Raw genomic sequence first — 25,749 nt, 5'->3', positions numbered from 1 at the left:
CTATCTCGACGACTTCAGGTAGCTGCGCAAGCCGTGGGTCAGCACCGCGGGGAACACGCTGGCGTGGTCTTCCTCATGGAATACCCGCAAGCGCGTCTTCAGGCCCGGATAGCGGCGCTGCGCGAGCGCGCCGTCGAATTCGCGCAAGTCCTCCACCATGTCGGCCTCCTCCTCGCCGCGCGAGCGCCGCTTGCCCGGCGCCAGGCGCTCCAGCCCACCGATCCCGAAGAACACCGAGGCCGGCAAGTCCGTGTGGCGCGCGGCATAAGCCTGCTCGCGCCCGAACATCACGCCGCCGTCGAACCAGAGCGACGGGCTGCCGAGGATGTAGTGCTCGAAGCTGCGCGGCGTGCTCAGCAGCAGCTGCAGGCCGAGCAGGCTGCCGTAGGAATGGCCGACGAAGACCTTGCGTTCCATATCGGCGCGGTAGTGGCGCGCGACCAGCGGCAGCACTTCGCCGGTGAGGAATTTGCCGTAGGCGGCCGCGCCGCCGAATTCCGGCGCCCGGCCCGGCATGTCGGCGCGATAGGCCTGCTTGCGCGGCACGCTGGGCGTGTAGTCGCGCCGGCGGCTATGGTTGCCGCTGTCGCCCTTGGCGTAGGACAGGCCGACCACGATCGCTTCCTCCATGCCCGCATGCTTGTGCAGGCGCTGCACGATGCTGCGCACGACCGGGAAGGCGTAGTTGGCGTCGGTCACGAACAGCACCGGGTAGCGCTGGCCGCCTTCGCGGTATGAGTCCGGCAGGGCCACGTACAGCTGGTAGTCGCGCTGCAAGGCTTGCGCGCGGATGTCGCGCACTTCGGTGTTGTCCAGGGCATAGGGTGACGGGGCGGACGGAGCCGCAGCGGCGCCGCCGGACAGGCAGCACAGGGCCAGCAGCAGGCCGGCGGTCTTGGTGTGGATGAAGGTCATGGCGATTCCGTAAGCGATTGCAGTCCCCGCGCCAGCAGTACGCATACGCACAGCACGGGCAGGTAGACGGCGAAGGTCCAGGCCTGGGTCTCGCCCAGTACGGCGCGGTACAGCGCAACCGCGCCCAGGACGACAAACATGTGCGACAGATAGAGCTCGTAGCTCAGGCGCCCAATGCGCGCCAGCCAGCCCAGGCCGCGCCGGGCCGCGGGCGGGTGGGCGTGGAAGGCCGACAGCAGCAGGCAGGCGCCGATGCACAGGACGTACAGGCTGGACTTGAACAGGTGGCGGTGCACCAGGTCGGACCACCCGAGCGCCGCCAGCAGGCAGCATGCACCCAGCAGCGCCATGGCGCGCGCCGTGCCCCTGGCGGGACGCCAGCGCTGGGCCAGCATGGCGGCCAGCACGCCCCAGGCGATGGCGGCCATGCCGGGCAGGTAGGCTTTCTCCCACCATACCTCGTCCGTGACCGGGACCAGCGCGCGCAGCGGCAGCAGGGCCAGGGCCCAGGCCAGCAGCAGGCCGGCCAGCACCCGGCGCGGCAGCCACAGGCACAGCAGGGGGAAGCCCAGGTAGAACACTTCTTCGATCGACAGCGACCACAGCACGTCCCAGCCCGCCGGCGCCCAGCCGGTGCGGCCTTCGTAGAGGTTGAAGGTGAAGCTGAGCGCCGATCCGAGCAGGCCGCCCACGCTCTGGTCCGCGCTTTCCGGCGCGAAGCCGGGCACGCCCATCCAGCCCAGCGCCGCCAGGCAGGCCAGGACCAGGGCCAGCAAGGGCAGGATACGGCGCGCGCGCGCCGCATAGAAGCGGCGCAGGTCGGCCCGGCCAAGGTCTCCGTCGCGTTCGATGATGCTGCGCGCGATCAGGAAGCCGGAGATGACGAAGAAGACGTACACCGCCTCGTAGCCGTTGAAACCGATGGCGTCGAGCAGCCGCCTGGGCCACCATTCGCCCAGCAGGCTGGGGCCCAGCGGCAGGCGGAAAGGCAGCGCCAGGTGGTGCACGATCACCAGCAGGATGGCCATGCCGCGCAGGCAGTCGATGCCGGCGTTCCTGGCGCGGCCGTGCGCCTGCGCGGTGTCGAGGATGGCGGCCGACGGAAACGGCGCCGTCATTGGCCGGCCCCGCGGTCCAGCGCTTCCAGCAGCGCATGGGCCGCCTCGATCCGCGCCGGAATCGGGAAGCTCTTGTTGGCCAGCAGGACGATGCCGATCTTCCGGTCAGGCACGAACAGCGCATAGGCGCCGAAGCCCCGGGTCGAGCCGGTCTTGTTGAACAGCGTGCCCGCTGGCGCCCGCGCCGCCCCCGCGGCGATGGGGCTGGCCGGATTCGGGTCCAGGATCATCCCGGCGGCATTCCCAGCCAGCAGGCGCGCCAGGCTCAGCGGCGGGCGGTACTGCTCCCAGCCGAGCCCCTGCACCATCTCGCCGACGCGGTAGTAGCCGGCATGGGTCCCTTCCACCGCGCGCCGTGCCGCCCCCGCCAGACGGGACGGGTCGATGTTCGCCTGGAGGTAGCGGACCATGTCGGCGGCGCTCGACTTGATGCCGTAGGTCTGGGCATTGAGCGCCGCGTGCGTCATCCGCGCCGGTTTGCCCTCCGCGTCCACACCCCAGGCGTAGCGTCCCATCGCGGCAGGCGGCACCACCGCATAGGTGTCGCGCAGGCCGAGCGCGGGAAGCAGCTGCCCTTCGAGCGCCTCGCCGAAGCCCTGGCCCAGCGCGGCGGCCGTCGCCTGGCCCAGCAGGCCGATGCTCGGGTTGGAATAGCGGCGCATGGTTCCCGGCGCGGCGTCAGCTTGCCATGCGCCGTAATAGGCCATGGTCGCCGCCATGCCCTCCACCTCCCCGGGGAATTGCAGCGGCAGGCCGCCCGCCGTATAGGTGCCGAGGTGGCGCAGGCTGGCCTGGTCGATGGGGCGGCCCTTGAGCGCGGGCAGATAGGCGCCGGGATGGGCGTCGAGCGAGAGCTTGCCCTGGGCCTGGGCGTACAAAGCCAGGGTCGCGGCGAAGGTCTTGCTGATCGAGCCGAGTTCGAACAGCGTGTGTTCGGTCACCGGTGCGCCGTCCTGCGTCGAGGCCAGGCCGTAGTTGAAGAACATGGTCCGGCCGCCGGCGGTGATGCCGACCGCCATGCCGGGCACGCCGTACTGCGCCATCAATGGACGGATGGCGCGGTCGGCAAGCGCGCGCAGCGCCGCGGGTTCGGCCGCCTGTGCCTGGGCGGCGAGCGGCAGGATGCAGGCGCAGGCCAGCGCCGCGCGTGCGAGGGAAAGCAGTGACAGGTGCAAGAAGGTCTCCCGGAATGATCGCTGTAAAAGCACAGTCTAGGGAGTGCGGCGCGGCGGGAACAGCGCAGCCGTCCCAGCCACGCGGATGTTCGTCACATGGCCGACTTGAGCGCCGCCAGGTAACGCTCGCTCACCGCCGCCACGGCGCCGCTGCGCAGCGTCAGGCGGTAGCTGCCCTCGCCATCGGTCGCCAGCAGCGCGATCTGGTCGCGCCTGACGATGGTGCTGCGGTGCACGCGCAGGTAGTCGCCCGGCGGCAGCAAGGTTTCCATGCGGTTCAGCGTGATCCGGTGCAGCACGCTGCGCGCCGCCAGGTGCAGTTCGACATAGTTGCTGGCGGCCTGCATCCACAGGATGTCCTCGAAGCGGATGCGCTCGATGCTGCCCACCGAACGCACGTTGACGTGCTCCATGCGCCGGGCCTCGGCCGAGCCCATGGCTGCGCCGGCGTAGTCGCGCAAGGCGGCCGCGTAGGCGCCGCGCTGGCGCTGGGCCAGCATGCCCGCGGCCCGCTCCACCGCTTGCGCCAGGCGGGCGTCGCCGATCGGCTTGAGCAGGTAGTCGAGCGCGAACACCTCGAAGGCGTCGATCGCATGCTCGCTGTAGGCGGTGACGAAGATGACCAGGGGCGGCGCGGGCTGGAGGGCGAGTTCGCGCGCCAGGACCAGTCCCGATTCGCCCGGCATCTGGATGTCGAGGAAGACCACGTCGACCGCGTGCTGCCCGAGGGCCGCGCGCGCGGCGGCCGCGCTGGCGCATTCGGCGGCCAGCTCCCAGTCCGAGGCCTCGACCAGGGCGAGGCGCAGGTTGCTGCGGCTGCGCGCCTCGTCGTCGACGATCAGGTAGCGTACCGGCATCGCGCTAGTCCCGGTCGCCCATCGGCAGGCGGATCTCGGCCACGAAGCGTTCGCCGTCCAGCCCGGCCCGCAGCGAGGCCGCCGGATGCATCAGGCGCAGCCGGTCGCGCGTGTTCGCCAGGCCGAGGCCGGCACCGGGGTTGATGGATGCCTGGCCGCTGGCCGGGTTGGTCACCCGGATCGACAGCACCTCCCCCTCGCCTGGGGCCTCACTTTCAAGTTCACGCGCGAAGCACACGCGGATATCGCCCGGCCCTTCCCTGCAATCGAGGTCGTGGCGCAGCGCGTTTTCGAGCAGGGGCTGCAGGATCAGGGGCGGACAGCCGATCTCGTGCAGCCAGGGACCGGCGCCTTCGATCCCGACCTGCAGCCGGTCCTCGTAGCGCAGGCGCTGCAGGTCCAGGTAGTCGCGCACGAACTGCAGCTCCTCGGCGACGGTGGCGGTATTGCACGCGCTGGCCGAGAGCGCGTAGCGCAGCAGGTCGCTCAGCCGCCCGATGCCGCCCAGGGCCAGCGCCTTGTCGTTGGCGCGCACCAGGGCGCTGATCGCGTTGAGCGCGTTGAACAGGAAGTGCGGTTCGAACTGGGCGCGCAGCGCCAGCATGCGCTGTTCTTCCAGCGCCAGGCGCAGGTTCAGCATATCGGTCTGCGAGCGCTGCCAGGCCAGCTCGCGCTGCAGCGCATGGCGCCAGTAATGGATCGCCAGGATCGCGGCGAAAGTCCCGGTGGTGGAGAACCAGCCGACCAGCAGCATCTTGAGGAACAGCTGCCAGGCCTCGTCCGGGCCGGCCACCGGCAGGTAGCCGCGCAGCCAGGCCATGTACAGCCATTGCAGCGGCTGGAACACGGCCATCAGGCCGACGAACAGGGCGACCACCCGGCGCGGGCGCGCCACCAGCTCGGGCCGGCGCGCCAGGGCCAGGCTCAGGCCCGCGCTCAGGACGATCAGCGGCACCGCGTATTCGATGAACCAGGTGACCAGGAGGGCCGGATAGTGGCTCTCGGCGCCGGCTCGCAGGTTGTCGCTGTAGGTCTGCAGCGCGCCGAGCGCGCTGACCGCCGTCCACGCGAGCACGGCCCAGGCGACGGTCTTGAAGGGCGGCGTGGGCGCGGCCGGGAATGCGTGGTTCATGGTGCGCCGAGTATAGCAGCGCGCCAGCGCCGCGGGACCAGCGGGCGCAGGGCTTTCGTCACGCCGGCCGGGCGATTCGTCCCGCCGCCAGGCCGCCGGGGTTCAGTCCGGTATTCAGGCGTGCGCGAGACGCATGCGCCGTGCGGCCGGTGCCGATGCCGATGCCGTGTCGGCATGGACGGTGAAGGTGCTGACCAGTTGCGCCAGCGAGGCCGCCTGGTCCTGCAGCGAGGCCGCGGCGGCCGCGGCCTCCTCGACCAGGGCCGCATTCTGCTGGGTGGCGCCGTCCATCTGGGTGATCGCGGCGTTGACCTGCTCGATGCCGAGCGTCTGTTCGGCGCTGGCCGAGGCGATCTCGGACATGATGTCGGTGACGCGCGTGATGCCCTGCACGATTTCCTGCATGGTGGCCCCGGCCTCGTCGACCAGGCGGCCGCCGGCATCGACCTTGGACACCGAATCGGTGATCAGGGCGCGGATCTCCCTGGCCGCGCCCGCCGAGCGCTGGGCCAGGTTGCGCACTTCGGAGGCGACCACGGCGAAGCCCCGCCCCTGCTCGCCTGCACGCGCGGCTTCCACCGCCGCGTTCAGGGCCAGGATGTTGGTCTGGAAGGCGATGCTGTCGATGACCCCGATGATGTCGCCGATCTGCTTCGACGACGCGTTGATCGACTCCATCGTGGCCACCACCCGCGACACCACGGTGCCGCCGCGCACGGCGATTTCCGCGGCGGCCAGCGCCAGCGTATTGGCCTGGCGCGCATTGTCCGCGTTCTGGCGCACGGTGCCGGTCAGTTCCTCCATCGACGACGCGGTCTCCTCCAGCGAGCCGGCCTGCTGCTCGGTGCGGGCCGACAGGTCGAGATTGCCCGCCGAGATCTGGCGCGAGGCCGTGACAATGGTCTCGGTGCCGGCGCGCACGTCGGTGACGGTCTTGAGCAGCTGTCCGTTCATGGTCTTCAGGGCCGCCAGCAGCTCGCCGACCTCGTCGCGCGTATCGACGCGAATGTCGGCGGTCAGGTCGCCCGAGGCCACCCGCCCGGCCAGCCTGACGGCGCTGCCCAGGGGACGCGTGATGCTGCGCGTGAGCGCCAGGCCGAAAGCCGCGCCGCACAGCAGGGCCACGGCGCCGATGGCGATCAGCAGGCGCTGCCCTTCCGCGTGCATGGTGTCGATGCGGCGGCTGGCATCCTGGAACAGCTGTTTCTGGTAAGCCGCGACGTCCTGCACCGAGCGGATATAGCGTTCCATCGCAGGCAGCAAGGATGCGCCGACATAGGCCTTGAGCTCTTCGCTGCCCGCGCCGAGCACGGCCTTGCGCTCGTAGGCCTCGTCGCGAATGCCCATATAGGTCTTTCTGTTCTCGGCGACGGTTTGGAGCAGCGCCTTGCCCTGGTCGCTCTCGACCAGGGCTTCGAGCTCCTTCTGCACCTTGCTCAGGTTCGCGCTGACGGCTTTCATCTCGGCGGCGTAGTAGGCGTCGTCGGCGGGATCGGTGCTCTTGGCCCTGGCCAGGGTGCGCACGCTGTTGGTGGCAATGCCCGACAGCCAGTCGCTGGCGAGGCTGGCCTTGTGCTCGGCCATGGCCATGGCTTCCTTGGCGTGGTCGATCCGGCCCAGTTGCCACAGCGCGCCGGCCAGCATGAGGCTCATGAGAACGAGGATGGCGGCGAAGGCGGCGCCGAGGCGAGTGCCAATACGGAGATTGTTGAACTTCATTGTCGACCGATCAAGCTGAGGAAGAATCCCCGGGGCGCTGCAAGGCCTGCCGGGGGACGCACCACCACCCTCCATGCCGGGCGGGTATTAGAGAATCTACTCTAAATGCTTTCTACGGCGCAAAGATAGGTGAAAAGAATTTCTATCTGTTAAAGTAAATGCAATAAAAACGCTTTAAAAACAACGACTTAATACAAAATAATCATCGAAGTTAGTCGAAATATAAAGCCTCGCGCCGCTCGGCATGGCCGGGAGCGCGAGTGTGGGCGGAAAGCCAGTCAGGGCTCAAACGCTATCCGGCAAGCAACGACGCGGGGTGTTATCATTTCGCTCTTTCGCCGTACACAGCCACTCGCTATCGCTCCTCATGAAAGGCGCATCCCCCCAGGAGCTCGCTCCGCAGGAATTCGAATTCGAGACCCTGAACCTGCAGGTCGGCGTCCGCCTCCAGCTGGTGACCCACCGCCGCGTCAAGCCGGTCTCCTATTTTTCCAGCCTGATCGGCTACCTGAAGGACGAGTACATCATCGTCAAGATCCCGCTCGAGAACGGCAATCCGATCGGGCTGACCGAGGGCGAGCGCGTCACCATCCGGGTCTTCTCCGGCGTCAACGTCTGCTCCTTCGCCTGCTCCGTCGAGCGGGTGTTCGGCCGGCCGCTGTTCTACGTCCACCTGTCCTTCCCGACCTCGATCCAGGGCACCAGCCTGCGCGGCGCCATGCGGGTCAGGACCGAGCTACCGGCCCGCGTGCGCAGCACCGCCACGCCGGAGCTGGCGCCGATCGACTGCACCCTGGCGAATATCTCCGTCACCGGCGCCCGGATCGATTCACCCTTCCCCTTCCCGCGCGGCGAGGAAAAGCTGGCGCTGCAGTTCACGGTGGCCATCCCGGCCGCCAACCAGGAGATGCGCATCGACACCCTGGCGCTGGTGCGCAACGCCACGATCGACGAGTCGGCCGCCGGCCAGGGCGAGATCTACCGCTATGGCGTGCAGTTCCTGGACCTCGATCCCATGCACGCTACCGTGCTGCAGAACATGACCTACGAGGCCCTGCTGGCCGACCGGATGAAGATCGTCTGAGCGCCGCCTGCTCCGCAATCACATCCAATTAGAATGTTTTGCCTAGACAACTTCGCTATAAATTAGTTTTGCGATAACATATGTTGCCGTACGGCATGATATTCTCTGCACTTTTCAATATCCGGAATGGCAGCAATGTCCGACGCAGTCGTCAATAAGTACTATCTCGAGAAGGTCATCGAGCTGGCCGAGCAGTTGCCGGTCGTCGCGACCGAAGACATCTATGATGCACGCGGCAACAAGCTGCTCGCCAAGGGCGCCAAGGTCTCCCGCGTCCTGCAGGAAAAGCTCATCCTGCACAAGCTCACCAAGCCGATCGAGGCCTCGCTGCGCGTGACCGGCGGCGTTGACGCCAACCTGGTGGTCAAGACCGCCGAGCGCCTGCTGGCCGAGAACAAGGCGCTGGAGGCGATCGTCGCCGTCTCGCAGGGCAACGGCCCCTCGCCGCTCGCCCTGCTGTCGCGCCTGGAGTTCGGCAACGCGACCACGATGATGCTCACGATCTCCGAGCGCGGCGGCAACGAGGCGCTCGACCATGCGGTGACGGTCGCGATCGCGGCCGCCTGCTTCGCCAAGCACCTGGACTTGTCGCCCGAACTGCAGCAGTCCTGCGCACTGGCCGGCCTGCTCCACGATATCGGCGAACTGTACATCGACCCTGCCTACCTGGCGCCCGGACGACAGCTGCAGCCGCACGAATGGGCCCACCTGGTGGTTCATCCGCGCACCAGCCAGATGCTGATCGCCGAGCACGAAGCCTATCCGCAGGAAGTAGCGCGGGCCATCGCCGAACACCACGAGCGCCTGGACGGTTCCGGCTATCCGCGGCGCCTGGCCGGCGCAGCCATCAGCCCTTGCGGCCGGGTGCTCGCGGCGGCCGAAGCCGTCTGCGCCATGCTGCGCACGGCGCACGGGCTGGAGCGGGCGGAAATCGCGCTCAAGCTCATCACGAGCGAGCATGACAGGCGCATCGCCGCCGTGGTGTCGCGCGCCAGGAAGCACCTGCGCGGCAGCGTCGGCCAGGCGTGCGCCGAACGCTCCGTGCTGGACCGCGACGCCCGCCTGTACCGCCGCATCGTCGACGGCATGGGGACGGCGCAGGCGCTGGCGCAGAGCGCCGGCCTGAGCCCCTCTACCCGCGACCTGCTTGAACGCATCGCTGCGCGCATGGCGCAGCTGCAGCGCGCCGCCCTGAGCTCGGGCCTGGACCTGGTGCTGCTGCCGGAGGGCGAGGACGGCTTCGACGGCCTGCTGGTGTTCGAACACGCCGTCGCCACCAGCGAGATCGGCTGGCGCCTGCGCGAACTGTCGCGCGAACTGGCGCTCGCCACCTGCAGCGCCGGCGAGCGGGCGATCATGGCGCCTCTTGTGTCCTTCCTCGATCCGGTGACCGGTCCGGCGCTCGAACACGCCGCCTGAAGGCCTAGGTCCGCACCGGATAGCCGGTGATGCGCGCGATGTCGCGGTACATCGGCTGCAGGCGGCGGTACATCTTCACATACACGTCGCGGTACAGGCGCTCGTAGATCGCCTGGTTTTCCGGGATCGGTTCGAATACCCGTCCCACCCGCGTCATCGCCTTCACGGCGCTCGGGAAATCCGGATACAGCCCCAGGCCGACCGCCGCGTCGATGGCCGCTCCCAGGCCCGAAGTCTCGTACACATGCGGGCGCGAGGTCGGCAGGCCGAAGATATCGGCCGTCAGCTGCATCGCCGCGTCGCTCTGCGAGCCGCCGCCGGACACGCGCAGCTCGGTGATCGGCACGCCGCTGCGTTTCTCGATCCGCTCCTTCCCCTCGCGCAGCGCATAGGCCAGCCCCTCCAGGATGGCGCGGTAGACGTGGGCGCGCGTGTGCACGTCGCCGAAGCCGATGATCGCGCCCTTCGCCTCCCTGCCCGGCACCCGGATGCCCGGCGTCCAGTAGGGCTGCAGCATCAGGCCCATGGATCCGGGCGGCACCGCGTTGGCCAGCTCGTCGAACAGCCGCTCCGGCGCCACGTCTTCCTGCAGCGCGCGCGCCTGCTCGTGGTGGCCGAACTGCTCCTTGAACCAGTTGACCATCCAGTAGCCGCGAAATACCTGGACCTCGGTGCTGTAGGCGCCCGGCACGGCGGCCGGATACGGCGGCACGAAGGGCGTCACCTCGACGTAGCGCGCGCTGGTCGTGTTGATGGTGGCGGTGGTGCCGTAGCTCAGGCAGCCCACGTGCGGCTCGCTGCAGCCGGCGCCAATCACTTCGCAGGCCTTGTCGGCGGCCGCCGCCAGCAGCGGCAGGCCTTCCGGAATGCCGGTCGCGCGCGCCGCCTCCGGCGTGACCTCGCCCAGGCGCGTGCCCGGCTCGGCCAGCTCGGGCAGCATGTGCGGCGCCACGGCCAGGGCCTGCCATTTCCAGTCGCGCGCCGCGGCCCAGCGCAGGCGCTTGTAGTCGAAAGGCAGGTAGGCCACCTGCGAGCCGGACGAATCCACGTAGCGGCCGCACAGGCGGTAGTTCAGCCACCCGGACAGCAGCAGGACCTTGTCGGTCTTGCGCCACACCTCCGGCTCGTGCGCGGCGATCCAGTTGACCTCGGCCTCGCCGCGGAAGTAGTCGATGGTGTCGGCCACGCGCGCCAGCTTGAAGGCGGCGCGCCACAGTGGCCCGATCGGCGGCACCTGTTCGGTGCGGCGCTGGTCGAGCCAGGTGATCGCGGGCCGCAGCGGGCGTCCGTCCTTGTCGAGATTGACGACGGTGCCCCGCTGGGTGGTCACGGCCACGCCGGCCACGCGTTCGCGGTCGGCGCCCGGCATCTCCCACAGCCGCAGGCAGGCTTCGCACACCGCCTGCCAATACCCCTCGGCGTCGTGCTCGGCCCAGCCGGGTTGGGTGGAAAAATAGGCTTGCAGGTGCACCTGCGACTTGGCGACGATGTCGCCGCGCAGGTCGAACAGCAGCGCGCGCACGCTCTGGGTGCCATTGTCGATGGCGAGGATCAGCGGTTCAGGCATCGTTGTTATCGTTGTGGTCAGGCGGCGGGAATGCCGTAGCACTCGCGCCATAATGCCATGTAGCCGGCCTGCTCGGCCAGCCAGCGGGCCTCGTCCCAGCCCAGCTCCGGCCGGCAGATGGTCTTGATGCGCGCCAGGTGCGCGGCCCCGCCCTGCGGCAGCAGGATGCCCAGGCGGGTGCGGCGCAGCAGCAGGTCGGCCAGGGTCCGCACGCGCTCGGCGCGCGCGGCCCAGCGCAGTTCGGCCCACAGGGTCTCGGTGCCCGGCACCGTCTCCAGCTCGCCCTCCTCCGCCGCATCGACCAGCGCCTGGGCGTGCGGTCCATAACGCCCGCCCAGGCGCCGCAGCACGGAACCCGGCAAGGCGCGGCACAGCGGCGGCGCCACGCGGGCGAACACCGGCACCGGATCCAGCTTCGCCCGCCATCCCGGCAGCTGGGGCGCGGCGTGGCGCAGGGTGTCGAGCGCGATGGCGCGGAAGGTGGTCAGCTTGCCGCCCGTGACCGACACCAGGCCGGGCTCGGACCACACCGTATGCTCGCGCCTTTCCTTCGAAGGCGCGCCGTGCTGGCCGCCGTCGATCACGGGGCGCACCCCGGCATAGGTCGCGAGCACGTCGGCGTCCTGCAGGCCAAGCTGCGGGAAAGCGGCGCGCAGCGCGGTCATCAGGTAATCGAATTCATCGCGCGTGATGCGCGCTTCCAGGTGCAGGCCCTCGCCATGGTCGACGTCGGTGGTGCCGACCAGGGTCGCGCCTTCCCATGGGAAGGCGAACACGGGGCGGCGGTCGCCGGGATGCAGCAGGCTCACCGCCTGCGCCAGCGGCAGGCGCCAGGACGGCAGCACCAGGTGGCTGCCGCGCAGGGGACGCAGGCGCGGGCCCTTGCCTTCGCCGCCCAGCGCGCCGGCCCAGGCCCCCGCCGCGTTCACCACCACGCGGGCGCGCACGGATTGCTCCTGGCCGCCGCGCTCGTCCAGCAGGCGGGCGCCAACTATTGGGCCGCCCTCGCGCACCAGGCCCCGCACCGCCACATAGTTGAGCGCCTCCGCCCCGTGCGTGCGGGCCTCGTCCAGCACCCGCAGCACCAGGCGCGCATCGTCGGTCTTGGCGTCGGTGTAGCGCACCCCGCCCAGCAGGCCGTCGCGCCGCACGTTCGGCGCCAGCATGGTGAAGCCGTCCGCCGTCTCCCAGTGCGGCTCGCGCCGCCCGGCCAGCCGGTCGTAAATGCGCAGCACGGCCAGGAAACCGAGCCGGCGCGGCCAGCCCCCGCCGTGGTCGGCGAACGCGAAGCCCTGGGGCTCGACCAGTCCCGGCGCCTCGCGCAGCAACGCCTCGCGCTCGCGCACCGACTCGCGCGTCAGGCGCAGCTGGCCCTCGGCCAGGTAGCGCAGGCCGCCATGCACCAGCTTGGACGAGCGGCTGGAGGTGCCCCAGGCGAAGTCGCGCTGCTCCACCAGCAGCGCGCTCAGGCCGCGCCGCGCCGCCTCGAGCAGGATGCCGGCGCCGGTGATGCCGCCGCCGATCACCAGCAGATCCCACTCGCGCGCGGCCAGGGCCTCGACATCCACCGCGTGGTCCCTCATCGGTTCACCAGCTTGCCCGGATTCATGCGGCGCTCCGGGTCGAAGTGGCGGAACAGCGAGGCCATCGCGCTCAATCCCAGTTCGCCCTTCTCGGCCGCCAGCCAGGGCGCGTGGTCGGTGCCCACCCCGTGCTGGTGGCTGATCGTCCCGCCGCTGGCGACGATGGCGTCCGACACGCGGTCCTTCAGCTGGCGCCAGCGCGCCACGTCGGCCTCGTAGTCGCCCGCCAGGCGGAACACGAAGGTCGAGTACACGCTCGCGCCCTGCGGGTACAGGTGCGACAGGTGGGTGTAGGCGTGCACCTTCTCGCCGAAGGGCTCCAGGGCCCGCGCCGCGGCCGCCTCGATGGCTTCCATCGCCGGCGTCACGCGCGACCAGTCGAGCGCCGTCTCAACGGTGTCGATGGCATAGCCCTGGGTCCACAGGACGTTGCGCAGGTAGACGCTGCGGAAGCGGTTGCGGCGCCAGCGCTCGCCCAGCATGCGGCCCAGGTGCACGCCGCCGTGGGGGCGCGCCATGGCCAGGGCCGCATCCAGGGCCTGCTTGCATTGCTTGCGGTGGCCGCTGACGCCCACCAGCATCATGCACATGCCGGCGCCGCAGCCGCGCCAGCCCAGGTAACGCCGCAGCAGGCCGACCCGGCGCGGGTGGCCGGCAAGGGTCAGCATGGTGGAGGTCTCCAGGGCGTTCGACAGGCGCAGCATCGACAGCGGCAGCCGCGCCTGGGCCAGGCCGCGCACCGCCTGGACCGCCTTGTCCCAGCTGGGGAAGAACACGGCGTGGAAGGCTTCGTGCTCCGGCAGCCGGGTGACGCGCACGCTGGCGTGGGTCAGGATGCCGAGCCGGCCTTCCGAGCCCAGCACCATCTCGCGCAGGTCGATGCCGGCGGCAGAGGCGGGGAAGGTCGGGATCTCGAGGGTGCCGACCGGCGTTTCGACCCTGCCGCCGGCGAACAGCTGCTCGATGCGTCCGTAGCGCAGCGACTGCTGGCCGGAAGAGCGCGTGGCGACCCAGCCGCCCAGGGTCGAGTACTCGAAGGATTGCGGGAAGTGGCCCAGGGTATAGCCATGGGCGCGCAGCTGGGCTTCCAGGTCCGGCCCGGTGACGCCGGCGCCGAAGCAGGCCAGCTGGGCTTCGGAGTCGAGCGAGACCATGCCCCGCATGCGCTGCATGGCGATGCTCAGGACCGGACGCGCCGCCGCGCCCACTTCCAGGTGGCCGGCCACGCTGGTCCCGCCGCCATAGGGAATCACGTCGGCGCCGTACAGGGCGGCGAAGTCCAGCAGTTCGCGCACCTGCTCGCTTGATTCCGGGAAGGCTACGGCGTCCGGCACCTTGCCCAGGCGCCCGTGGCGCAGGCGCAGCCAGTCCGGCAGGCTCTGGCCCAGCGCGTGCAGGGCGCGCGTCTCCGGCGAGGCGTCGACCAGCCAGTGCGGCGGCAGGCGCCCGGCGGGCAAACCGGCGCAGGCCTGCTCGAAGCTGGCGTCGGCCGGCGCCCTGCCCTTGCCGACCCGCCCCTCCAGGAAGGCGCGCGCCTCCGTACCCAATTCCATCTCGACCGTGTCGTCTCCCCACCCGTTCCAGCGTCGCATGCCTTGTTTTTCCCGTTATACTGGTTATTGCCATTCTGGCCATTGCATGCAACATTAAGCGGGAAGTCCAACGCCGTATTGCGCTTTCATGACACAGCCTTGCTCCAATACGCCAAACCTTGCGTCACACTCCGGCGCCGTCCCCGACAACGGCCGGGTCACCGGTCCCTACCTGCAGCCGCTGCTCGACGCGGCCGCGGAACGCGGCGTCGCGCCCGCGCATCTGGCGGCCGGCGCGGGCCTGCCGGCCGGCCTGCTGCTTTCCCCGCCCGAGACCCTGCCCGCGCGCGACTACATCGCCCTGCTCGACGCCGGCGCGCGCCTGGCGGACGATCCGCATTTCGGCCTGCACGTGGGAGAGAAGGTCCGTCCCGGCACCTTCAGCGCCTACGGCATGATGCTGCTGGCCTGCAGCGACTTCGCCCAGGCCCTGGCCCAGACCCAGCGCTACGAGCAGCTGGCCCATGACCTGGGACGCACCCGGGTGGCGATCGACGGCGCCGACGCGGTATATGCCTGGGACAGCCACTATCCGCAGGCCAGCCGGCACCTGGTGGAAAGCGTGTTCGCGGGCATCCGGGTGTTCGGCAGCTGGCTCGCGGGCCGGCCGCTGACACCAGCGCGCGTGAGCTTCGCGCACCGCAGCGGCGCCGACGCCGGCGAATACCGGCGCATCCTGGGCGTGACGCCCAGCTTCGGCGCGCCGGCCCACGCGGCGCACTTCGACGCCGCCATCCTGTCGCTGCCCGTGCCCAACGCGGACGTCAGCCTGTATCCGCTGCTGCGCCAGCACGCGGAACGCCTGCTGGGCGAGCGCGCCCAGGGCGACGGCGTGGTGGCCCAGGTGCGCGCGGCCCTGCTGCGCCGCCTGCCCAACAACGGCGCGCGCCTGCCCCTGGTGGCGGAAGACCTCGGCATGTCGGCGCGAACCCTGCAGCGCAAGCTGGCCGACGCCGGCACCAGCTTCCAGGCTGTGCTGGACGCGGTGCGCTACGCGCTGGCCCAGGACTACCTGCGCCAGCGCGACCTGGGCCTGGTGGACATCGCCTTCCTGCTCGGCTTCCAGGAGCAAAGCGCGTTCACCCACGCCTTCCGCGAATGGAGCGGCAGCAATCCGGGAGCGTGGCGCGAGCAGGCGGGCTAGCTGCGCCTTCCGCGGCTGCGGCCGTGCTGCCCGCGAGTGCATCGGGACTTAGTGGACGAACAATGAAGTTCGCCACAAGCTCTCCTGTGAGACGGTCAGATTCTGGCGCGCTGTTCTTGCAAATTTTGTTTGCCACAAATGCGCGGCGAACGGTATTGCATCGGTCGCTCGCAAAAGTAGCGTCTGCTACAACCTTAGGGCACGAATCTGTTGCGTCGACCGGTTGGATGCGCAACCCGGAGCCGACATTTATCGAGTAGACCTGAAGCTACGCCGTTGTACGACTATGGATACCACGAATAAAGGCACAGAGATCAGAAGCCCCAGTAGCGCGGCAACGTGAAGCCCACCCAATAAGCCTGAAACCAGATAAGGACCGAATTGATGCCCACCGACGACACACTGCTCCACTGAGTACGGCGTCGGATTGCAGTTTGGAATTAGCCAGATGAGGCACTGGGAAAACAGCGAAACCACGAGGGGAATGAGCGTGACGCAAATCGCCGTGCGCTTTAATCTTTTTGAGCTAGCCATACTCTCCCTTTTGCTCTAAATTCGAAGGACCGCGTGTGGCCGGTTGCAGACCCATGCTTTCGCTTGATTGTATTTTGAGCCCATGATCAGGAAGCGAGACAATGGTTACCACTCTAAGTAGAAAGCGGAGTTCAGCGGGCCAGCTTGGCCGTACAGTACAACAGTAGATGCTCCAAATCGCCGCGTGTCGATTGTTCTCTTGCAGCTCGGTAGGAGGGTACATGGCTAAGAACCTGGTTGTGGGCATGGATGGCACTTGGAACAGTGTGTTACATCGAACCGGTGGCCACTCGAATATACCTGCCCTACTTTCTTGGGTAAATCGAAGCGGACAGTCCTCGACTTACATTGCTGGCGTCGGCAATGGACTAGGCACCTTTGGACAAGTGCTATACGGGGCACTAGGTCGAGGTGTATTTAGTGCAGCCAGACAAGGCTGGCAGTGGCTGCATCTAAACTACGAGCCGGGTGATCAGATATTCATCTTCGGGTTCAGTCGAGGTGCCTTTGCTGCACGCCACCTTGCTAGTATGATCGTTCGTCATGGCTTGAAAGGCTGGCGAGGCGACATTGAGACCGAGTTTCGGAAATGGCAACGCACGGTCCATGAGCCACCGCCCACTACACAGACGCCAGTGCATATGCTGGGCCTCTTCGACTGTGTACCGGGAAACCAGTTCTACGTGATGCGCGACCGTTCGCATTATCTAAATTCTGGGAAACTGGAGCCTGGAATCCTCAACGTTCGGCACGCAGTCGCCATCCACGAGCGACGCTGGTCATTCGCGCCTGTATTGTTTGAGCGTGGCTCGCGTAACGACAAAGCGTTTGACCAACGATGGTTTCCTGGATACCACAGTGATGTGGGCGGCGGAGGCAGCAAGAAAGTAGCTAATGGGCTGGCTGCTTTCAGTCTGTGGTGGATGATGCGCGAGGCGCATGGGTTGGGTCTAGAACTGAACTTAGTGAACTGCCCGAAGCATTATGGCGGAACTAACCTCAACGTCATTCAAGCCATTGACTTGAGCGACCCACCCAGGTGCTCGGACTGGCTCAGCACACGGTTGGGGCTAAAGGTCGAGCGCGAGAGTCTGCAATTGGCACATCTCGTAGGCGAGACACCCGACTTCTTCGACTTAGACGAGTGCTACCGCTGCAAAAGCGAAATGTTCGATGCACTGATTTCGCCAGAAGGGCAGCGCCGCATTGCCACCCTTAAAAAGCGCTCATAGATGCGAATCATGATACTCAGCATGCGCGAAAACGTGAGCTACGTAAGCGTCGGTGCCTATGACGTTTCGAGCTGCCAAACAGGAGCGAGATGATGCTTGCTACACCGCCGCGGAAGGAATTCATCTTACGCAGGACATGATCGCAAGGGCATCATGCTGCGCCTGGGCGGCGCCAATTGCCATCATGAAGCCGGCCGCGGCGGCGAGCCGTGCGCGCCGCACGCGCAAGCCGACTGCCCGGAGCCTGCAGCTCATTCGCATACCATGTCATCGTCCTGTTCCGGGCAGGCTTGCGCAGCCGGCCTCAGTCGCTTGCTCATCAGGGTGACTTCCTTGACGCCGAACGAGTCGACTCGTTCTTCCATGACACGCCAGCCCAGCCGGGTGTAGAAGCCGACCGCGCTCCCGACCGACAAATACATCGTCTCGACCCCGAGGGCATGCGCCTTGGCTTCGAGCGCCCGGACGATCTGTTCGCCAACCCCGGTGCCGCGGTAGGCCTCCTTGATATACATGCCGGCCAGCCAGGGCGACAGCCCTGGCTTCGTTCCCGGCTCCTCCAGCTTGATGCTGCCGGTGCCCAGCAGTTCGCCATCGCGCAGGGCGACAAAACTGATGGGCAGCCGCTCCGTATTCGCCCGCACTTCCAGCGTCGCCCGGAGCTGGTCCTTGCCGATGCCATCGGCCAGGAACAGGTCGGACCATTGGCCGAAAATCAGGTCCGTGATCTCGGGGATGAAGTGCCGGTGATGCGCGAGATAGTCGACGATCATGTGGATTCCCTTAGGCGATGGAATATTGACATGTTACCTAAGAAACACACGAGCGGATACTGGCGGCTTGGCGTCCGAACCCTGCCGGATCAACGCGGTATAATCAAAAGATTATTGCAAAGCGCCAACTGGATAACGCCGTGAACCCGCATCTCGACCAACTCCATCCCTACCCGTTCGAAAAGCTGCGCCAACTGTTCTCCGGCGTCACCCCCAACCCCGCGTATTCCCCGATCAGCCTCGGCATCGGCGAGCCCAAGCATCCGACCCCGGCCTTCATCGAGCGGGCATTGGTGCACGCGATGTCGGGCCTGTCGAGCTACCCCAGCACCCACGGCAGCGAGCCGCTGCGCGCGGCCATCGCCGCCTGGCTGGAACGCCGCTACGGCGTGCCGGCGCTGGACCCGGCCACGATGGTGCTGCCGGTGAACGGCTCGCGCGAAGCGCTGTTCGCCATCGCCCAGTGCATGATCGACGGCCGCAAGCCGGATGCGCTGGTGATGTGCCCGAATCCCTTCTACCAGATCTACGAAGGCGCGGCCTACCTGGCCGGCGCCCAGCCTTATTTCGTCAACTCGGAACCGGCGCGCAACTTCGCCTGCGACTACGGCAGCGTGCCGGACGCGGTGTGGCCGCGCGTGCAGCTGCTGTACGTCTGCTCGCCGGGCAATCCGACCGGCGCCACGCTGACACTGGACGACTGGCGCCAGCTGTTCGAACTGGCCGACCGCTGGAACTTCCTGATCGCTGCGGACGAGTGCTATTCCGAGATCTACAGCGGATCGGCGCCGCCGCTGGGCGCGCTGGAAGCGGCCCACCAGCTGGGCCGCGCCGAGGGCGAGCGCCCCTACCGCAACCTGATCGTGTTCTCCAGCCTGTCGAAGCGCTCCAACGTGCCCGGCATGCGCTCGGGCTTCGTGGCGGGCGACCCGGCCGCGATGAAGAAGTTCCTGCTCTACCGCACCTACTGCGGCGGCGCCATGTCGCCGCCGGTGCAGGCGGCCTCGATCGCGGCCTGGAACGACGAGCACCACGTGCAGGAAAACCGCGCGCTGTACCGCGAAAAATTCCAGCTCATCACCCCGTTGCTGAAGGAAGTGATGGACGTCGAGCTGCCCGACGCCGGCTTCTACCTGTGGGCCGACGTGCGCCGCAGCGGCCTGTCGGACGAGGAGTTCGCACGCCGCCTGTACGCCGACTATAATGTCACGGTCCTACCGGGCAGCTATCTCGCGCGCGAAGCGCACGGCACCAATCCGGGCCGCAACCGTGTCCGCATGGCCCTCGTGGCCGGCGTCGACGAAGGACTGGAAGCCGCGAACCGCATCGTCCAGTTCTGCCACGGGCTTGCCTGACTCCTTTGCCTGAACCAGCCTCCCCCCATCCCTACTAGACTGCATCATGACTCAACAACTCCAGAACATCATCGACACCGCGTGGGAACAGCGCGCGGAGATCAGCCCGTCGAGCGCCGGCGCCGAAGTGCGCGACGCCGTCGCCCACGTCCTTGCAGGCCTCGACAACGGCAGCCTGCGCGTGGCGCAGAAGGATACCGGCGACTGGGTCGTCAACCAGTGGATCAAGAAGGCCGTGCTGCTGTCATTCCGCCTCGAGAACAACGTGGCAATGCCGGCGGCGGCGGGCCTCGGCGGCAGCCTGCAGTTCTACGACAAGGTCCCGACCAAGTTCGCCGACTACACCGCGGAGGATTTCGCCAAGGGCGGCTTCCGCGTGGTGCCGCCGGCCGTGGCCCGCCGCGGCAGCTTCATCGGCAAGAACGTGGTGCTGATGCCGTCCTACGTCAACATCGGCGCCTACGTCGACGAAGGCGCGATGGTCGACACCTGGGCCACCGTCGGCTCCTGCGCCCAGATCGGCAAGAACGTCCACCTGTCCGGCGGCGTGGGCATCGGCGGCGTGCTGGAACCGATGCAGGCCAACCCGACCATCATCGAAGACAACTGCTTCATCGGCGCGCGCTCGGAAATCGTCGAAGGCGTGATCGTGGAAGAGAACTCGGTGATCTCGATGGGCGTGTACATCGGCCAGTCGACCAAGATCTACAACCGCGAAACCGGCGAAGTGTCCTACGGCCGCGTGCCTTCGGGCTCGGTGGTGGTGTCGGGCAGCCTGCCGTCCGCCGACGGCAAGTACAGCCTGTACTGCGCGGTGATCGTCAAGCGCGTGGATGCGAAGACCCGTGCGAAAACCGGCATCAACGAGCTGCTGCGCGGGGACTGATTCCGGTCTGCTTGCGCCCGTTGAACGCGTCGGCGGCGGAGCCGCCAACCCTCCCCTAGGGTCGGCGGGTTCCCCGCCGACGCGTCCGACAGGCCCTGAAACACCAAGACAAATACGGAGACGATGCCATGGCCATGGAACGCCTGTTCCAACTGATGAAGGAGAAGAACGCGTCCGACATGTTCTTCGCGGTGAACTCGCCGGTCCACATCAAGATCAACGGGAACCTCATCCCGATCAACCAGCACCGTCTCGAACCCGACAACATCCACTCGCTGCTGTCCGAGATCGCCACGCCCGAGCAGATGGCCGAACTCGAGCGCGAGAACGAATTGAACATGGGCGTGTCCGTGCCCAACCTGGGGCGCTTCCGCCTGTCGGCCTTCCGCCAGCGCGGCTCGATCTCGGCCGTGTTCCGCTTCGTGCCGGCCAGCATCCCGCCGCTGGGCGAACTGGGCCTGCCGACCGTGTTGTCCGAGCTGATCATGGAAAAGCGCGGCCTGCTGCTGGTGGTCGGCGCCACCGGGTCCGGCAAGTCGACCACGATCGCCTCGATGCTGGACCACCGCAACGAACAGCGCACCGGCCACATCCTCACGCTCGAAGACCCGATCGAGTACCTGTTCAAGAACAAGAAATCGATCGTCAACCAGCGCGAGATCGGCAGCGACGCCACCAGCTTCTATACGGCGCTGAAGAACTCGATGCGCCAGGCGCCGGACTGCATCCTGATCGGCGAGATCCGCGATCGCGAAACCATGGCCGCCGCACTTGCTTATGCTCAATCCGGCCACCTGGTGCTGGCCACCCTGCACGCCAACAACAGCTACAACGCGCTGAACCGCATCATCAGCTTCTACCCGATCGAAAACCGCGCCGCCCTGCTGCAAGACCTGGCGTCGAGCGTCAAGGCCATCGTCTCGCAGCGTCTCGTGAAATCCGCCGCCGGCGGCCAGCGCCAGGCGGCGGTCGAGGTGATGCTGAACACCCGCTACATCGGCGACCTGATCGAGAAAGGCGAGATCAGCCAGATCAAGGAAGCGATGGACAAGAGCCTGTCGCCTGGCTCGCAATCCTTCGAGACCGCCCTGTTCCGCCTGGTGCGCGAGGGCCTGGTGAGCCAGGACGAGGCGCTGGCGAATGCGGATTCCGCCACCAACCTGCTCTGGCTGCTCAACAACGGGCCGGAAAGCCAGGCGCAGCAGGAAGAGCAGAGTAAGCCCGATGAAGCGCAGGGCGCGTCGTTTACGGAGTTCACGCTCAATTCCTGAGGTGCCGGGGCGCTCGCCTCATGAAGTCCATGTCTGCTTGAAGGCGCACAGCCCCCCTGTTTTGACAATCGACAATGATGGGCGTATGGCGCTCGACAACAATGGCGACCTACCGTGGATAATGGAGGGTCGCCGTGGGTGTCAATCATCGATTTCCCCCGCCTCAGGATGCGCGAGGCTTCTTCAGCATCGGAGTGAACTTGAGGTAGACATTCGCCCCTTGCGCAAGGACGGTCTCGAGCAGCCGGTCCGCTGGTGGGAACAGCAGTACGATAAGGAAGGGACTGAGCTGCTGATTGGTCTCTTCCGGACATTCGCAGCGGTCGTTACCGTACTGCTCAACGCCCCCGGCGCCCCGTTCGCAAAGAGAGCGCCCCGTCACGACGACCATTTCCACCTGAAGCTGCGAGGTTGACTCATGCTGAAGACGCAAAAGCTTGCCTGGCTTTTCGCAGGTGTGGTCGTGGCAGGCTCACTCTCACTAGCGCTTGCCGCCACGCCCATCCATGGATGGAAGTCGATTCCCGGAGCGATCTATCTGATCCACGGCGGCATGCTTGCGGACAGGCAGTTGCCCTCCGCCGGCGACCGCAAGCTATCCATTCTGATCAATGGACCACCCGCGAAAGAAATGTTCGACGCTATCGGTCCCGATTTGCTGGAAACATGCTCAGGTGAAAAAGGCGATCGCGCTCGCGATAAAAAAGGGGGCCATTGCTCGTATAGTGCGCAGGATAAAGCAAGCAAGGAAGGCCCCTATCGCTGCTGGATCGGTATCGATCTTCGAACAGGCGACAGTGTCGGCACAGTTAGCTGCTAGGTCGTGCGCATCGACGACTCAGCATGATGCGAAGGCCGCGCGAAGCGCAAGGTCAGCCCGACTTGGGTTCCTTGTTACTGATCGTTTTCGAAATATGCCACTCGTCGCCCTGGTCCGCCTTCATTGATGCGAAGTAAGTCACAGCCCAGGCGCTATCTGGGATATGTTGATGTGCGAAAAAGAAGGCGGCTTCCCCCGCGTCGATCACTGCGGCCATGTTCGCTTCGCTACCAGCCTCCTCCGACCATTGCGTGATATGGCGCGTTTCTGCAGCTCCATCCGGTCCGTGAATCTGTACGGTGATCTGCGGCGTTGGATTCCACACCGTCGAGCTGCCCACATTCTTGGCGGATAGCGATATCGCATGAATGCGGTATTGTTCCGGCGTTTGGTGGACACTTGCTTCGAGCGAAAGCTCCACCCTGAGCGACAAGGTCCTGCCCTTGAAGAAGCGATAGTAGGAAAAGATGGAACCGGCGACCAGGATCAGCATCGTCACGATGCTGTTCAAGGCGGCGAGCGCGTCCTTCTGCCCGGCCAGCCAGCGCGAGGAGACGAGTTCGTGCTTCCAAGCGTTGGACAACGCAAGGACGATGACGCTCAGGCTCAGCACGAAGGTGATGGGCCCGGCATGCCTGCGCAGCCAGGTGATCACGAAGCGCTAGAGCAGGTAGTAGAGCAACAAGGCCACCACAAGGGCCAGCACGACCATCAGCCAGCCGCCCTTGAGCGGCGTGTTATGTCGCCGCATCATGATCCGCTCCCTCCCGAGCCATCAGGGCTCCCGTCGCCGGGACGCCCTACTCGAAGTAGACGTAGGCCGACACGCCGGCCACCATCAGCAATACGGTAATCAGCCAGAGACGCGGGAGAGGCGTGCGGTGGAGCAAGGTCTCGAAGTGCAGTTTCATGGACTCACCCTGGTCATTCTGCCAAGTCCATGCTAGTGCGTTCCACGCGGTGAGTAAAATTGATTTCGCTATGCGCGGCGTACGGGCCGATAGCCTTTGCGCCGTCGTGGCGGCCGTCGCTCGTCGGCCACCTGTGTACAATCCCCCAATGCGGAGCGTGTGCTATCCTCCCGCGTTTCCAAAATTCAAACAGCCTGCGCGCCTCGCGCGGGCGCAAGGATCTACGCCCATACCATGACCAAGACCGCGACCCTGTACGGCATCCCCAACTGCGACACCGTCAAGAAAGCCCGCACCTGGCTTGCCGACAACGGCCACGACTTCAGCTTCCACGACTTCAAGAAACAGGGCCTGAGCCGCGAACTGGTGGAGGGCTGGCTCGAGCAGCTCGACTGGGAAACCCTGGTCAACCGCAAGGGCATGACCTGGCGCAACCTGAGCGACGAGCGCAAGGCGCAGATCGTCGACAAGGCCAGCGCGGCCGAGCTGATGCTGGAAAACCCGTCCGTCATCAAGCGCCCCGTGCTCGACGGCGCCGGTCCTTTGAGCGTCGGCTTCTCCGCCGACCAGTACCGCGCCATCTTCGGACAGGCCGGCTGATGAAAGCGTCGCGCACCCTGCTCCTGACCGAAGAGCTGATCGCCCTCGATTCGATCACCCCGCACGACAAGGGCTGCCAGCAGCGCCTGATCGAACTATTGGCGCCGCTGGGCTTCCGCTGCGAGACCATCGAGTCGAATGGCGTGACCAACCTGTGGGCGCGCAAGGGGACCGCGTCGCCCGTCTTCGTGTTCGCCGGCCATACCGACGTCGTGCCGACCGGCCCGGTCGACCAGTGGCAGTCGCAGCCCTTCGCCCCCACCCAGCGCGACGGCAAGCTCTACGGCCGAGGCGCCTCGGACATGAAGACCTCGATCGCCGCGATGGTCGTTGCCTGTGAAGAATTTATTGCCGCGCGGCCCGATCACAAGGGCTCGATCGCCTTCCTGATCACCAGCGACGAGGAAGGCCCGGCCACGGATGGCACCGTGATCGTCTGCGAACGCCTGGAGGAACGCGGCGAGACGCTCGACTATTGCCTGGTGGGCGAACCGACCTCGAACCATGTGCTGGGCGACACGATCAAGAACGGGCGCCGCGGCTCGCTGTCGGGCCATCTCGTGATCAAGGGCGTGCAGGGCCATATCGCCTACCCGCAGCTGGCGCGCAACCCGATCCACCAGGCCGCGCCGGCACTGGCCGAGCTGGCCGCCGAGGTCTGGGACGAGGGCAACGAGTACTACGCCCCCACCAGCTGGCAGATCTCGAACATCCATGCCGGCGCGGGGGCCACCAATGTGATTCCTGGCAGCATGACCCTGGACTTCAACTTCCGCTTCTCCACCGCCAGCACGGCCGAGGGCCTGGAGGCGCGGGTGCACGCCATCCTCGACCGCCACGGCCTGGACTACGACCTGGCATGGACCCTGTCCGGCCTGCCCTTCCTGACGCCGAAGGGCACGCTGTCGGACGCGGTCTGCGGCGCGATCCAGGAAGAACTGGGTGTACAAACGGAATTGTCGACCACGGGCGGCACCTCGGACGGGCGCTTCATCGCCCGGATCTGCCCCCAGGTGATAGAATTCGGCCCACCGAACGCCAGCATCCACAAGATCGACGAGCACATCGAGCTGCGCTACATCGATCCCCTGAAGAACATCTACCGCCGTACGCTGGAACGCCTGCTGGCTGCCTGAGCCCACCAACACGAGAACATGGCCATGACTACGACTCCTTTCAGCACGCCGCGCGACCTGCTGCGCTATGCCGTCACCCGCTTCAACGGCGCCAAGCTGTTCTTCGGCCACGGCAGCGCCGAGGCCCTCGACGAAGCCGCCTACCTGATCCTGCACACCCTCAAGCTGCCGCTGGACAAGCTCGAGCCCTTCCTCGACGCCAAGCTGCTGCAGGAGGAAGTGCTGCAGGTGCTGTCCGTGATCGAGCGCCGCGTCACCGAGCGCGTGCCGGCCGCCTACATCACCAGGGAAGCCTGGCTGGGCACCTACAACTTCTACGTCGACGAGCGCGTGCTGGTGCCGCGCTCCTTCATCGCCGAGCTGATTCCGCAGATGTTCAGCCCCTGGGTGGAAGATCCGGACGCGGTCGAGAACGTGCTGGAACTGTGCACCGGCAGCGGTTGCCTGGCGATCATGATGGCCGATGCCTTCCCGAACGCCGTGGTGGACGCGGTCGACATCTCGAAGGATGCGCTGGCCGTGGCCGAGCACAACATCCGCGAATACAAGCTGGAAGGCCGGGTCAACCCGATCGAGTCCGACCTGTACGAGAACGTCCCGTTCAAGAAGTACGACATCATCGTCTCCAACCCGCCTTACGTGAATTCGGCGTCGATGGGCAAGCTGCCGCCGGAATACCTGCGCGAGCCGCAGATCGCGCTGGCGGGCGGCGAGGACGGCATGGACCTGGTGCGCAAGATCGTCGCCGGCGCCGCCGAGCGCCTGACGCCGGAAGGCATCCTGATCGTCGAAATCGGCAACGAGCGCGAGTACGCCGAAGCCGCCTTCGGGGAGCTGGGGCTGACCTGGCTGACCACCAGCATCGGCGACGATGCGGTGTTCCTCTTGAGCGCGGAACAGCTCCAGAACGCGCAATAAGCGAAACG

Annotated in this window: 23 protein-coding genes; 11 read left to right on the top strand and 12 right to left on the bottom strand. The window is 66.9% G+C overall.

Annotated elements, in window-relative coordinates; genetic code table 11:
* From V7778_RS17815 to V7778_RS17790, 6 genes are all read right to left on the bottom strand, one after another.
* Complete coding sequence (locus V7778_RS17815) at positions 1 to 915, bottom strand: alpha/beta hydrolase (protein ID WP_335557689.1); 915 nt, start codon at positions 913 to 915, stop codon at positions 1 to 3.
* On the bottom strand, positions 912 to 2,033 hold the full coding sequence (locus tag V7778_RS17810) for an acyltransferase family protein (protein WP_335557687.1): 1,122 nt from the start codon (positions 2,031 to 2,033) through the stop codon (positions 912 to 914). Before V7778_RS17810 ends, V7778_RS17815 begins: the two co-directional genes overlap by 4 nt.
* Positions 2,030 to 3,202, bottom strand: a complete 1,173-nt coding sequence (gene ampC, locus V7778_RS17805; RefSeq protein WP_442920738.1) for a class C beta-lactamase — start codon at positions 3,200 to 3,202, stop codon at positions 2,030 to 2,032. The genes V7778_RS17810 and ampC overlap by 4 nt, the downstream gene beginning before the upstream one ends.
* Before the next feature lie 98 nt (positions 3,203 to 3,300).
* Positions 3,301 to 4,065, bottom strand: a complete 765-nt coding sequence (locus tag V7778_RS17800; protein WP_335557683.1) for a LytR/AlgR family response regulator transcription factor — start codon at positions 4,063 to 4,065, stop codon at positions 3,301 to 3,303.
* 4 nt (positions 4,066 to 4,069) lie between these two features.
* Entirely contained in the window at positions 4,070 to 5,197 is a 1,128-nt protein-coding gene (locus V7778_RS17795) for a sensor histidine kinase (protein WP_335557681.1), read from the bottom strand.
* Between the two features lie 114 nt (positions 5,198 to 5,311).
* Positions 5,312 to 6,916, bottom strand: a complete 1,605-nt coding sequence (locus tag V7778_RS17790) for a methyl-accepting chemotaxis protein (RefSeq protein ID WP_335557679.1) — start codon at positions 6,914 to 6,916, stop codon at positions 5,312 to 5,314.
* A gap of 367 nt (positions 6,917 to 7,283) precedes the next feature.
* On the opposite strand from V7778_RS17790, the gene V7778_RS17785 reads away from it, so the two are divergent.
* Together V7778_RS17785 and V7778_RS17780 are read left to right on the top strand one after the other, a co-directional pair.
* Positions 7,284 to 8,000, top strand: a complete 717-nt coding sequence (locus V7778_RS17785) for a flagellar brake protein (RefSeq protein WP_335557677.1) — start codon at positions 7,284 to 7,286, stop codon at positions 7,998 to 8,000.
* Between the two features lie 135 nt (positions 8,001 to 8,135).
* Entirely contained in the window at positions 8,136 to 9,419 is a 1,284-nt protein-coding gene (locus V7778_RS17780) for an HD-GYP domain-containing protein (protein WP_335557676.1), read from the top strand.
* A 4-nt stretch (positions 9,420 to 9,423) separates the two neighbouring features.
* Here the strand turns inward: V7778_RS17780 and V7778_RS17775 are convergent, their stop codons facing one another.
* From V7778_RS17775 to V7778_RS17765, 3 genes are read right to left on the bottom strand one after another with little or no spacing between them, the layout of a single operon-like run.
* Positions 9,424 to 10,986: an FGGY-family carbohydrate kinase gene (locus V7778_RS17775; RefSeq protein WP_335557674.1), complete on the bottom strand. Its 1,563-nt coding sequence runs from the start codon at positions 10,984 to 10,986 to the stop codon at positions 9,424 to 9,426.
* Positions 10,987 to 11,003: 17 nt separating this feature from the next.
* Complete coding sequence (locus V7778_RS17770; protein ID WP_335557673.1) at positions 11,004 to 12,569, bottom strand: glycerol-3-phosphate dehydrogenase/oxidase; 1,566 nt, start codon at positions 12,567 to 12,569, stop codon at positions 11,004 to 11,006.
* Positions 12,566 to 14,161: an FAD-binding oxidoreductase gene (locus V7778_RS17765; protein WP_335557671.1), complete on the bottom strand. Its 1,596-nt coding sequence runs from the start codon at positions 14,159 to 14,161 to the stop codon at positions 12,566 to 12,568. Before V7778_RS17765 ends, V7778_RS17770 begins: the two co-directional genes overlap by 4 nt.
* An 88-nt stretch (positions 14,162 to 14,249) precedes the next feature.
* On the opposite strand from V7778_RS17765, the gene V7778_RS17760 reads away from it, so the two are divergent.
* Both V7778_RS17760 and V7778_RS17755 read left to right on the top strand, forming a co-directional pair.
* A complete protein-coding gene (locus tag V7778_RS17760; protein WP_335557670.1) occupies positions 14,250 to 15,305 on the top strand; it encodes an AraC family transcriptional regulator in 1,056 nt (351 codons plus the stop codon).
* A gap of 755 nt (positions 15,306 to 16,060) precedes the next feature.
* Complete coding sequence (locus tag V7778_RS17755; RefSeq protein WP_335557668.1) at positions 16,061 to 17,071, top strand: DUF2235 domain-containing protein; 1,011 nt, start codon at positions 16,061 to 16,063, stop codon at positions 17,069 to 17,071.
* 251 nt (positions 17,072 to 17,322) lie between these two features.
* Here V7778_RS17755 and V7778_RS17750 read toward each other — a convergent pair whose 3' ends face one another.
* Positions 17,323 to 17,844 (bottom strand): GNAT family N-acetyltransferase, encoded by a 522-nt coding sequence (locus tag V7778_RS17750; protein WP_335557666.1) that lies wholly within the window; start codon positions 17,842 to 17,844, stop codon positions 17,323 to 17,325.
* 140 nt (positions 17,845 to 17,984) lie between these two features.
* Between V7778_RS17750 and dapC the strand changes: the two genes are divergently transcribed.
* The 3 genes from dapC to V7778_RS17735 all read left to right on the top strand — a co-directional run bounded on the left by dapC (position 17,985) and on the right by V7778_RS17735 (position 21,356).
* The gene (dapC, locus tag V7778_RS17745) at positions 17,985 to 19,199 is read left to right on the top strand and encodes a succinyldiaminopimelate transaminase (RefSeq protein WP_335557664.1); all 1,215 of its coding nucleotides are present in this window, start codon (positions 17,985 to 17,987) and stop codon (positions 19,197 to 19,199) included.
* A gap of 46 nt (positions 19,200 to 19,245) precedes the next feature.
* The gene (gene dapD, locus V7778_RS17740) at positions 19,246 to 20,085 is read left to right on the top strand and encodes a 2,3,4,5-tetrahydropyridine-2,6-dicarboxylate N-succinyltransferase (RefSeq protein WP_335557663.1); all 840 of its coding nucleotides are present in this window, start codon (positions 19,246 to 19,248) and stop codon (positions 20,083 to 20,085) included.
* Positions 20,086 to 20,213: 128 nt separating this feature from the next.
* Complete coding sequence (locus V7778_RS17735; protein ID WP_335557661.1) at positions 20,214 to 21,356, top strand: PilT/PilU family type 4a pilus ATPase; 1,143 nt, start codon at positions 20,214 to 20,216, stop codon at positions 21,354 to 21,356.
* A gap of 163 nt (positions 21,357 to 21,519) precedes the next feature.
* Here the strand turns inward: V7778_RS17735 and V7778_RS17730 are convergent, their stop codons facing one another.
* Complete coding sequence (locus V7778_RS17730) at positions 21,520 to 21,753, bottom strand: hypothetical protein (RefSeq protein WP_335557660.1); 234 nt, start codon at positions 21,751 to 21,753, stop codon at positions 21,520 to 21,522.
* A gap of 21 nt (positions 21,754 to 21,774) precedes the next feature.
* Here V7778_RS17730 and V7778_RS17725 point away from each other — a divergent pair, with 21 nt between their 5' ends.
* Positions 21,775 to 22,176, top strand: coding sequence for a hypothetical protein (locus V7778_RS17725; RefSeq protein ID WP_335557658.1), 402 nt, complete (start codon positions 21,775 to 21,777; stop codon positions 22,174 to 22,176).
* A gap of 52 nt (positions 22,177 to 22,228) precedes the next feature.
* On the opposite strand, the gene V7778_RS17720 is transcribed toward V7778_RS17725, so the two are convergent.
* Positions 22,229 to 22,831 carry a hypothetical protein gene (locus V7778_RS17720; protein WP_335557657.1) on the bottom strand — a complete coding sequence of 201 codons (603 nt, stop codon included), beginning with the start codon at positions 22,829 to 22,831 and terminating at the stop codon, positions 22,229 to 22,231.
* 490 nt (positions 22,832 to 23,321) lie between these two features.
* Here V7778_RS17720 and V7778_RS17715 point away from each other — a divergent pair, with 490 nt between their 5' ends.
* Genes V7778_RS17715 through prmB form a run of 3 tightly spaced genes read left to right on the top strand, consistent with a single transcriptional unit; the run spans position 23,322 to position 25,741 of the window.
* Entirely contained in the window at positions 23,322 to 23,687 is a 366-nt protein-coding gene (locus V7778_RS17715) for an ArsC family reductase (protein ID WP_335557655.1), read from the top strand.
* A complete protein-coding gene (gene dapE / locus V7778_RS17710; protein WP_335557653.1) occupies positions 23,687 to 24,823 on the top strand; it encodes a succinyl-diaminopimelate desuccinylase in 1,137 nt (378 codons plus the stop codon). Before V7778_RS17715 ends, dapE begins: the two co-directional genes overlap by 1 nt.
* Positions 24,824 to 24,847: 24 nt before the next feature.
* Positions 24,848 to 25,741, top strand: a complete 894-nt coding sequence (prmB, locus tag V7778_RS17705) for a 50S ribosomal protein L3 N(5)-glutamine methyltransferase (RefSeq protein WP_335557652.1) — start codon at positions 24,848 to 24,850, stop codon at positions 25,739 to 25,741.
* Positions 25,742 to 25,749: the final 8 nt, after the last annotated feature.

Source organism: Massilia sp. DD77 (assembly GCF_036961685.1).
Lineage (GTDB): Bacteria > Pseudomonadota > Gammaproteobacteria > Burkholderiales > Burkholderiaceae_D > Telluria.
This window is presented reverse-complemented; position numbering and strand designations above follow the sequence as displayed.

What these genes read in the sequence shown, in the direction of transcription:
- V7778_RS17750 (WP_335557666.1), bottom strand. Translation starts at nt 17,844, where the DNA reads ATGATCGTCGACTATCTCGCGCATCACCGGCACTTCATCCCCGAGATC.
- prmB (WP_335557652.1), top strand. Translation starts at nt 24,848, where the DNA reads ATGACTACGACTCCTTTCAGCACGCCGCGCGACCTGCTGCGCTATGCC.
- V7778_RS17790 (WP_335557679.1), bottom strand. Translation starts at nt 6,916, where the DNA reads ATGAAGTTCAACAATCTCCGTATTGGCACTCGCCTCGGCGCCGCCTTC.
- V7778_RS17765 (WP_335557671.1), bottom strand. Translation starts at nt 14,161, where the DNA reads ATGCGACGCTGGAACGGGTGGGGAGACGACACGGTCGAGATGGAATTG.
- V7778_RS17810 (WP_335557687.1), bottom strand. Translation starts at nt 2,033, where the DNA reads ATGACGGCGCCGTTTCCGTCGGCCGCCATCCTCGACACCGCGCAGGCG.
- V7778_RS17800 (WP_335557683.1), bottom strand. Translation starts at nt 4,065, where the DNA reads ATGCCGGTACGCTACCTGATCGTCGACGACGAGGCGCGCAGCCGCAGC.
- dapE (WP_335557653.1), top strand. Translation starts at nt 23,687, where the DNA reads ATGAAAGCGTCGCGCACCCTGCTCCTGACCGAAGAGCTGATCGCCCTC.
- V7778_RS17725 (WP_335557658.1), top strand. Translation starts at nt 21,775, where the DNA reads ATGCTGAAGACGCAAAAGCTTGCCTGGCTTTTCGCAGGTGTGGTCGTG.
- V7778_RS17755 (WP_335557668.1), top strand. Translation starts at nt 16,061, where the DNA reads ATGGCTAAGAACCTGGTTGTGGGCATGGATGGCACTTGGAACAGTGTG.
- V7778_RS17770 (WP_335557673.1), bottom strand. Translation starts at nt 12,569, where the DNA reads ATGAGGGACCACGCGGTGGATGTCGAGGCCCTGGCCGCGCGCGAGTGG.
- V7778_RS17785 (WP_335557677.1), top strand. Translation starts at nt 7,284, where the DNA reads ATGAAAGGCGCATCCCCCCAGGAGCTCGCTCCGCAGGAATTCGAATTC.
- V7778_RS17815 (WP_335557689.1), bottom strand. Translation starts at nt 915, where the DNA reads ATGACCTTCATCCACACCAAGACCGCCGGCCTGCTGCTGGCCCTGTGC.
- V7778_RS17735 (WP_335557661.1), top strand. Translation starts at nt 20,214, where the DNA reads ATGGCCATGGAACGCCTGTTCCAACTGATGAAGGAGAAGAACGCGTCC.
- V7778_RS17760 (WP_335557670.1), top strand. Translation starts at nt 14,250, where the DNA reads ATGACACAGCCTTGCTCCAATACGCCAAACCTTGCGTCACACTCCGGC.
- V7778_RS17780 (WP_335557676.1), top strand. Translation starts at nt 8,136, where the DNA reads ATGTCCGACGCAGTCGTCAATAAGTACTATCTCGAGAAGGTCATCGAG.
- V7778_RS17795 (WP_335557681.1), bottom strand. Translation starts at nt 5,197, where the DNA reads ATGAACCACGCATTCCCGGCCGCGCCCACGCCGCCCTTCAAGACCGTC.
- V7778_RS17715 (WP_335557655.1), top strand. Translation starts at nt 23,322, where the DNA reads ATGACCAAGACCGCGACCCTGTACGGCATCCCCAACTGCGACACCGTC.
- V7778_RS17775 (WP_335557674.1), bottom strand. Translation starts at nt 10,986, where the DNA reads ATGCCTGAACCGCTGATCCTCGCCATCGACAATGGCACCCAGAGCGTG.
- dapD (WP_335557663.1), top strand. Translation starts at nt 19,246, where the DNA reads ATGACTCAACAACTCCAGAACATCATCGACACCGCGTGGGAACAGCGC.